General features: G+C 66.0%; 6 protein-coding genes. 4 read left to right on the forward strand and 2 right to left on the reverse strand.

Annotated elements, in window-relative coordinates; all coding sequences use genetic code 11:
- Positions 1–188: 188 nt before the first annotated feature.
- Entirely contained in the window at positions 189–1,970 is a 1,782-nt protein-coding gene (gene ggt, locus BN1120_RS03385; RefSeq protein ID WP_042014749.1) for a gamma-glutamyltransferase, read from the reverse strand.
- Positions 1,971–2,082: 112 nt separating this feature from the next.
- Between ggt and BN1120_RS03390 the strand changes: the two genes are divergently transcribed.
- Positions 2,083–2,700: an arylesterase gene (locus BN1120_RS03390; RefSeq protein ID WP_042014750.1), complete on the forward strand. Its 618-nt coding sequence runs from the start codon at positions 2,083–2,085 to the stop codon at positions 2,698–2,700.
- Between the two features lie 179 nt (positions 2,701–2,879).
- On the opposite strand, the gene rdgC is transcribed toward BN1120_RS03390, so the two are convergent.
- Entirely contained in the window at positions 2,880–3,791 is a 912-nt protein-coding gene (rdgC, locus tag BN1120_RS03395) for a recombination-associated protein RdgC (protein ID WP_010673564.1), read from the reverse strand.
- A gap of 179 nt (positions 3,792–3,970) precedes the next feature.
- Between rdgC and BN1120_RS03400 the strand changes: the two genes are divergently transcribed.
- The 3 genes from BN1120_RS03400 to BN1120_RS03410 all read left to right on the forward strand — a co-directional run.
- The gene (locus BN1120_RS03400; RefSeq protein ID WP_010673565.1) at positions 3,971–4,399 is read left to right on the forward strand and encodes a GNAT family N-acetyltransferase; all 429 of its coding nucleotides are present in this window, start codon (positions 3,971–3,973) and stop codon (positions 4,397–4,399) included.
- Positions 4,400–4,509: 110 nt separating this feature from the next.
- Entirely contained in the window at positions 4,510–5,736 is a 1,227-nt protein-coding gene (locus BN1120_RS03405) for an exonuclease SbcCD subunit D C-terminal domain-containing protein (protein ID WP_042014751.1), read from the forward strand.
- The coding region (locus BN1120_RS03410; RefSeq protein ID WP_042014753.1) for an AAA family ATPase at positions 5,733–7,752 on the forward strand (2,020 nt) is incomplete at its 3' end. The genes BN1120_RS03405 and BN1120_RS03410, both read left to right, overlap by 4 nt.

The raw sequence follows: 7,752 nt of genomic DNA on the forward strand, positions 1-7,752 counted from the left end.
TTTTCATTGATTTTGATGAAAAGCATCTTTAATGCATTGCGATTGGGTGAAAAGAGTGTGCAGTTAAAGAAAAATTGGCAGGAATAATCAATCGATGATGATATTGGGAGGCAAGGGAGAACACCTATGAGCACACGGCATGGAGGAGGCGGGCCTCCTCCATGGTGAACGAGGGTGCTGAAGGGGCATCACTCTCCCCTGGCGACCCCCTCACGTCTGGGGTCTGCGGCCCCCAGCCAGCCGCCGGCATGGCGCTGGACGCCCTGCAGCCCGGAGGTCTGCTCGTTAAGCAGGACCTCGTGCCCTCTGGCTTTGAGCCCCTGAACCACGGCGTCGGGCGTGCGACCCTGCTCCAGCTCGGTGGGGCCGTTGCGACTGCCGAAATTGGGCAGGTTGATGGCCTGCTGCAGGTTGAGCCCCCAATCCTGGGTGCCGAGCAGCGCCTTGCCCACGTAGTTGATGATGGCCGAGCCTCCCGGGGAGCCCAGGCTCATCTCGAGCTCGCCGCTTGCCTTGTCAAACACCAGCAGGGGCGACATGGAGGAGCGGGGGCGCTTGCCGGGCTCCACCCGATTGGCCACCGGCAGGCCGGCGGCGTCCACCGAGGTGAAGGAGAAGTCGGTGAGCTGGTTGTTCAGCAGGTAGCCGTTGACCATCAGCCGCGAGCCGAAGCCATCCTCGATGGAGCTGGTCATGGCCACCGCCATGCCGCTCTTGTCCACGATGGAGATGTGGCTGGTGGAGGGCAGCTCCGGGGTGGCGTCCCGGCCCCTGGCCAGCGCCCGGGGCGGGTTGCCGGGCTGGGCGACGCCCATGGAGCGGTTGCCGATAAGGTGTCCCCGCTGCGCCAGATAGCCCTTGTCCAGCAGTCCTGTCACAGGCACGTCGACGACGTCGCCGTCGGCCACGTACTGGTTGCGATCGGCGAAGGCGAGGCGTGCCGCCTCGCTGTAGAGGTGAATGGCCTCGCTGGAGGCGGCCAGTTGGCCCTGCTCCCCCTGTACCGGTTTGAGGGCGGCCATGTCCCGGCTCTCCAGCATGCCGAAAATCTGGCCAAGGGCGATGGTGCCGGAGGAGGGGGTCGGGAAGCCGCAGATCTCGCTCTGGCGATAGTCAAAGCAGAGCCCGTCCCGCAGCTTGGCCCGGTAGCTGGCGAGATCGGCGGCGCTCAGCACCCCGGGGTTGGTCGGGTGGGCGTGCACCTTGGCCACCATGGCCTCGGCCAGCGGGCCGTGATAGAAGGCGTCGGGGCCATCGCTTGCCAGGGTACGCAGCACCCTGGCCAGGGCCGGGTTGGTGAGCCGGGTACCTGCCGTCTTGGGAGTACCGTCCGCCTGATAGAAGTAGGCACGGGCGTCCGGATCCCCGGCCAGATAGGGATCTTTTGCCAGCAGGGTGGCGAGGCGGGGGCTTATCACGAACCCTTGCTCCGCGAGGGTGATGGCGGGTTCGAACAGCGTGGCCCAGGGCAGCTTGCCATAGCGCTCGTGCGCCAGGGCCAGGGCACGCACCGTGCCGGGGGCGCCGACGGAGCGCCCGCCCACCACCCCCTCATAGAAGGCCATGGGTTTGCCCTCCTTCATGAAGAGCTGATCGGTGGCAGCGGCGGGGGCTGTTTCCCGGCCATCCACCGCCGCCACCTGCTTGCCGTCCCACACCAGCATGAGGGAGCCGCCGCCGATACCCGAGGATTGGGGCTCCACCAGGGTCAGCACCAGCTGGACGGCGATGGCTGCATCGACGGCGCTGCCCCCCGCCTTGATGATCTGGTAGCCCGCATCCACCGCCAGCGGGTTGGCCGCCGCCACCATGAAGTCACGGCCCTGCCAGCCCGGTTTGTCAATCCAGCCGCTGGCCGCCTCCGGGGCGATCAGGGTCTGGGGAGGAGGGACATAGTGAAAGCCATCCTGGGAGGCGCAACCGCCAAGCAGGCCGAGGGCGACCAGCAGGCCGAGGGGTTTGAGGGACATGACAGGCTCCTTGTCGGTTTCTTGTTCACCTGCCGAAATGTGTCACACTTGGAGCTTGATTAAAAGTTTGTCTTAATACTCATATGGTTACAAAACTATCAAGGAGACGCTCATGACACACCGGGGGACGCTGGCGAAACCTTGCATGGCGGGGCTGCTCTGCCTGTTGCTGACGGCCTGCGGGGAGCCGACCTTCAGACCGCTGGCCCAGGGGGAGACCCTGCTCGCCTTCGGGGACAGTCTGACCGAGGGGCGCGGGGTGAGCCCGTCCCAGAGCTACCCCAGCGTGCTGGCGACCCTGAGCGGCCATCCCGTGGTCAATGGCGGGGTGTCCGGAGAGCTGAGCCAGGCCGGCAGGGCCCGCCTGCCCGGGTTGCTGGCCCGGCACAGACCCGCTCTGGTCATCCTGCTGGAGGGGGGCAACGACATCCTGCGTGGCAGCGGGGAGGCGGCCCTCAAGGCCAATCTCGCTGCCATGATAGAGGCGGTGCAGGGGAGCGGGGCCCAGATCCTGCTTGTCGGGGTGCCCCGAAAATCCCTGTTTGCCGATGGCGCTCCCCTCTACGAGGAGCTGGCAGAGCAGTACGGGCTGGTGCTGGACAACGACAGCATAGGCGAGTTGCTGCGAGACCCGGCCCTGAAGTCCGATGCGGTGCATTTCAATGCCGAGGGTTACCGCACCCTGGCGCAGCGACTTCATCGACTGTTGCAGGAAAGGGGGGCACTCTAGCGAGGTGTCATGCTGCCGGGGCAGTGCGCCATGCTGCCGTAACCTATGGGGTCAGGGTATTGCGCGGCGGGAGGGCGGCGGCGCTACTCCAGAGGCGTCCAGCCCGTGGCGACAATGCCCGAAGACATGAAAAAACCGCCGTGAAGGCGGTTTTTTGCAATCAGGCTGAGCCAATTTGCTTAGATGGACTGCTCTTCACCACCCAGGGCAGCAAACAGGGCCGGGATGAACTGGGAGAGCTCGGCGGTGACCAGGGCGAAGTCGGCGTCCAGGCGGGCGGCGGGATCTTCACTGGTGACGTCGTCATTCTGCTCGCGCAGCTCTTCGCTGAACTTGAGGCGCTTGATGGAGAGATCGTCCCCCAGCACGAAGCTCAGGGTTTCGCCCCAGTTGAGGGCCAGCTTGGTCACCAGCTTGTCGTTGGCCAGGTGATTCTTGATCTCCTCGCTCATCAGATCCTGCTGCTTGCAGCGGATGATGCCGCCGTGCTCCATGGCGCTGCGCAGCTCGGCTTCATCTTCTAGGGTGAAGGCGGCGGGCAGGTTGCCCTCGTTGAGCCACTCGGTCATGGTGATCTCGGGCGGGTTCTTGAGGGCCACCGGCACTACCGGCAGGGAGCCGATGGATTTGCGCAAGAGCGCCAGCAGATCGTCCGCCTTCTTGGCGGAGCCTGCATCCACCACCATCAGGTTGTCGGCAGGGTTTATCCAGGCGAAGGTCTGACTGGTGCGGCTGAAGGCGCGGGGCAACAGGGTGTGCATGATCTCCTCTTTCAGCGCCTCCTTCTCTTTCTTCTTGAGGGCGCGACCCTGTTCGAATTCAATGGCCTCTACCTTCTCCGCCAGCATCTCCTTGACCACGGTGCCGGGCAGCATCTTCTCTTCCTTGCGAGCGCACAGCAGGATGTGGCCAGAGGCGGCGTGGGTCAGGGTGGAGCCGAATTTGCCAAGGGGCTTGACCCACCCGAACCGAGAGATGTCCTGGCTGCCGCAGGGGGTGAAGGCGCAGGCTTCCAGCTGGGTTTCCAGCTGCTCAACGGTCAGGTCGAAGGGGCGGGTAAAGCGGTAAATCTGCAGGTTTTTAAACCACATGGCGTCCTCGGTCTCTAGATTGTCCGGCGGGCATTGTACTAGAGAGGCGCTTTGTGATCAGCCAATCATTCTCGCTAAATAAAGGGCGATCGACCTCACAGGGCCCCATCTTGATCCCCCGGGAGCGGGCCCAACTCCCCTAGACTGCGAGTGTTCACATTGCTGACAAGGAGGCGACCATGTTGAGACAGAGTCGGCCGGAAGACATGGAAGAGATCGTCGAAATCTGGCTCCTGGCCTCCCTGCAGGCCCACGATTTCGTCGATGCCTCCTGCTGGTGGCAGGCTCAGGAGGAGCTGCGTACCCGCTACCTCGATCACGCCCGCATCTGGGTGTTCGAGGAGCGAGGGGACCTGCTCGGCTTCATGGCGCTGGTGGATGATTACCTGGCTGCACTCTTCGTGCGCCCCGATAGGCAGGGGCGGGGGGTGGGGCACGCCCTGTTGCAGGAAGCCAGATCCAGATGTGCCGAGCTGCATACACGGGTCTTCGTGGAGAACGAGCCGGCGGTGCGTTTCTACCGCCGCCACGGCTTTGAAATCGGGGGGGAGGTGCCCGATCCCCTCACCGGCCATCTTCAGTACCAGATGCATTACCAAGCCGTCTGAATCTGACGTCTGGGGCTGCCCCGGTTGAAAACGGGGGGCACCATCCTCATCTTGTCTCCATCCCGGGGCGCCTTCGCCCCCGCTCTCTTCTCCTTATCGAGCCGTTTTCCATGAAGATCCTGCACACCGCCGACTGGCACCTCGGTCATCAGCTTCACGGCCACGACCGCCGCTTCGAACACGACGCCTTCCTCGACTGGCTGGCCGACACCATCAAGACCCGCGACATCGATGCCCTGCTGGTGGCGGGCGATCTGTTCGACACCGCCAACCCTCCCGCCAGTGCCTGGCAGCAGCTCTACCGCTTCCTGGCACGGCTGCGCGCCGAGCACCCGGCACTGGAGATGGTGCTCATCGGCGGCAACCACGACTCCCCCTCCAAGCTGGATGCCCCCCACGAGCTGCTACGCGCCTTCGACCTGCATCTGGTGGGCAGCATCAGCCGGGACGACGAGGGACGCCTCGAGACCGAGCGCCTGCTGGTGCCGCTGCGAGGCAAGAACGGCGAGGTGGCCGCCTGGTGCGCCGCCGTGCCGTTTCTGCGCAGCAGCGATCTGCGCCCAGAAGGGCTCAGGGAGGGGCAGGACAGACTCATCGAAGGGGTACGCCAGGTCTATGAGGCGGTGCTGAGCGAGGGGCGGGCGCGCTGCCATCCGGACCAGGCCCTCATCGCCATGGGCCACGCCTATCTGGCGGCGGGCCAGCTCTCTGAGCTCTCCGAGCGGCGAGTGCTCGGCGGCAACCAGCATGCCCTGCCTGCCGAACTGTTTGCCGCCGCCGACTACACGGCGCTGGGTCATCTGCACCTGGCCCAGAGCCCGGCCGAGGGGGTGCACTACAGCGGCTCGCCGCTGCCGCTCTCGCTGGCCGAGGCGAATTACAACCATCAGGTGCTGGAGGTGACGTTTGAGAGGGGCAAACTGGCCCGCCTTGAGCGGATCCCGGTGCCCCGCGCGGTGGAGATGATCCGCCTGCCCCAGAGCGGCCTTGACGAGGCGCTCCAGGCCATCGAGGCGCTGGCGCTGCCCGCTTGCCCGCAGCAGGCGCAGCCCTTCCTCGAGGTGCGGCTGCTGCTGCCCAAACCCGAGGCCCGCATCCGCGAGCGCGTGCTGGCCGCCATCGGCGACAAGCCGGTGCGCCTGGCCCGCATCACGACCAGTTATCAGGGCTCGGGCCAGGGGCTGGCGGACGGTGCCGGCCAGCGCCGGCTCGATGAGCTCTCCCCCACCGAGGTGTTTCGCCTCTGCTATCAGCGTCAGTTCGACGGGGAGCCGGAGGCCGAGCTGGTGGCGTCGTTTGAAGAGATCCTGGAGAAGGTGAAGGAGTCCAGCCAATGAAAATCTTGTCGCTGTCAGGGGAGAATCTGGCCAGCCTGACCGGTCAATTCACCATCGATTTTGCCGGTGGCGCCCTGGGGGCCGCCGGCCTGTTTGCCATCACCGGCAATACCGGCGCCGGCAAGAGTACCCTGCTCGATGCCATCTGTCTGGCGCTCTACGACGAGATGCCGCGCTTTATCGCCAACCGCAAGAACGTGGCCGAAGTGGGTCGCATGGATGACGAGGAGAAGCTCAAGGCCAACGACGTGCGCGGCATCCTCAGCCGCGGCCACGCCAGCGGTTTTGCCGAGGTGCAGTTTCGCGGCTGTGACGGCCGTGTCTGGCTGGCCCGCTGGGCGGTGCGCCGGGCTCGCAGCCGCGCCGAGGGGCGCTTTCAGCCCCAGGAGCGCAGCCTGACCGACGTGGCGTCGGGCCAGGTGTTCAGTGGCAGCAAGCGGGAGCTGCAGGATCGCATTGACGAGCTGGTGGGGCTCTCCTGGGAGCAGTTTCGCCGCGCCGTCATCCTGCCCCAGGGGGAGTTTGCCGCCTTCCTCAAATCGAGCGCCGACGAGCGTTCGGCCCTGCTCGAACGGATGACCGGCACCGAGCTCTACTCCGCCATTTCGGTCCAGACCCATGAACGGGCGCGGGAGGAGCAGCAGAAACTTGCCGCCATCAGCCAGCGGCTCGGCGACGTGGCGCTGATGGACGAGGCGACCCGCGAGCAGTGGGTGAGCCAGCAGATCAGCCTCGCCACCAGCCTCAAACACGAGCAGCAGCAACAGCAACTGATGCAGGACTTGCGCGATCTCAACGGCCGCATCGCTGCGCAGTTGCAGGCCTGTCAGGAGGGAGAGGCGGCCCTTGCCGCGGCGGAGGCTGCCCACGGTGCGGCCGCTCCCGAGCGGGAGGAGTTCGCCCGCGCCGAGCAGGCCCAGGTGGCCCGCGCCGATCACGACGAGCTGGCTCGCCTCACCCTGGAGGTGCAGCAGCAGGAGAAGGCACTGGCCGAGCTTGGCCCCGAACTTGGCAAGCTGGAGGAGCAGACCCAGCAGAGTGCCCTCACCGAACAGCAACTGCTGGCGGAGAAGATCGCCGCCGAGCGCGAGTGGGGCGCCCTGCAGCCTGAACTCAAACGGGCGCAGGAGCTCGACACCCGCATTCGGGAAAAGCAGCAGCAACTGCAGAAGATCCAGCAGGAGGGGACGCAGGAGCGGGAGGTGCAGCTCACCCTGGAGCAGGGCTGGCGCCAGCAGCGCCAGCAGGTGGAGCAGCTCAAGGCCCAGCACCAGCAGTGGGGCGCCTGGCTTGAGGAGCACAAGGAGCTGGCGCCGGTGGCCCGCCAGTGGCAGCCCCTGCTCACCGCCATGCAGGATTGGGCCGAGGATGCCGACAGGCTGCAGCAACTGCTCACCCTGCGCGAACACAAGCTGCGCGCCCTCAGGCAGTTGCAGCGCCAGCTGGAGCAGGGGCAGCAGGAGCGCGACTACTGGCAGCGCGAGCAGACCCGGCTGCAGCAACAGCAGCACGAATTGCAGGAGCAGCAATGGGAGGGGCGCCTGGCCAAGGCGCAGGAGCAGTGGCAAGGGCAGACCGAACAACTGGGCCAGCTGCGCCAGCTGCTGGAGCTGGCGGACTATGGCCGCAATCACGGTGAGCAGCATGGTCGCCTGCAGCAGGAGATCGCCCAGCTGGAGCAGGCGCTCGGCAAGCTGGCCATCCTCGGCGACGAGCTGACGCCGGCCCGCGAGCGGCTTGCCCTGCAACGGGACGAGGCACGCCACGCGCTGGAGCAGTCACGTGCCATCGCCAGTTTCGAGCAGCATCGCCACATCCTGCGCGACGGTGAACCTTGCCCGCTGTGTGGCGCCGAGGAGCACCCCTATCACCAGAGCCAGCCGCAGGTGGCCGGTATTCTCGGCCAGCTGGCGGAGCGCGTCCGCAGCCTGGAGCTCGAGTGGGAGCGGCTCAATCACCAATACATTCAGTGCGAGAGCGAGCGCCAGGAGCTGGCCCGCCAGCTGGCGGTGCGTC

This window comes from Aeromonas caviae (genome assembly GCF_000819785.1).
In the GTDB taxonomy this organism is placed as follows: Bacteria; Pseudomonadota; Gammaproteobacteria; order Enterobacterales; family Aeromonadaceae; genus Aeromonas; species Aeromonas caviae.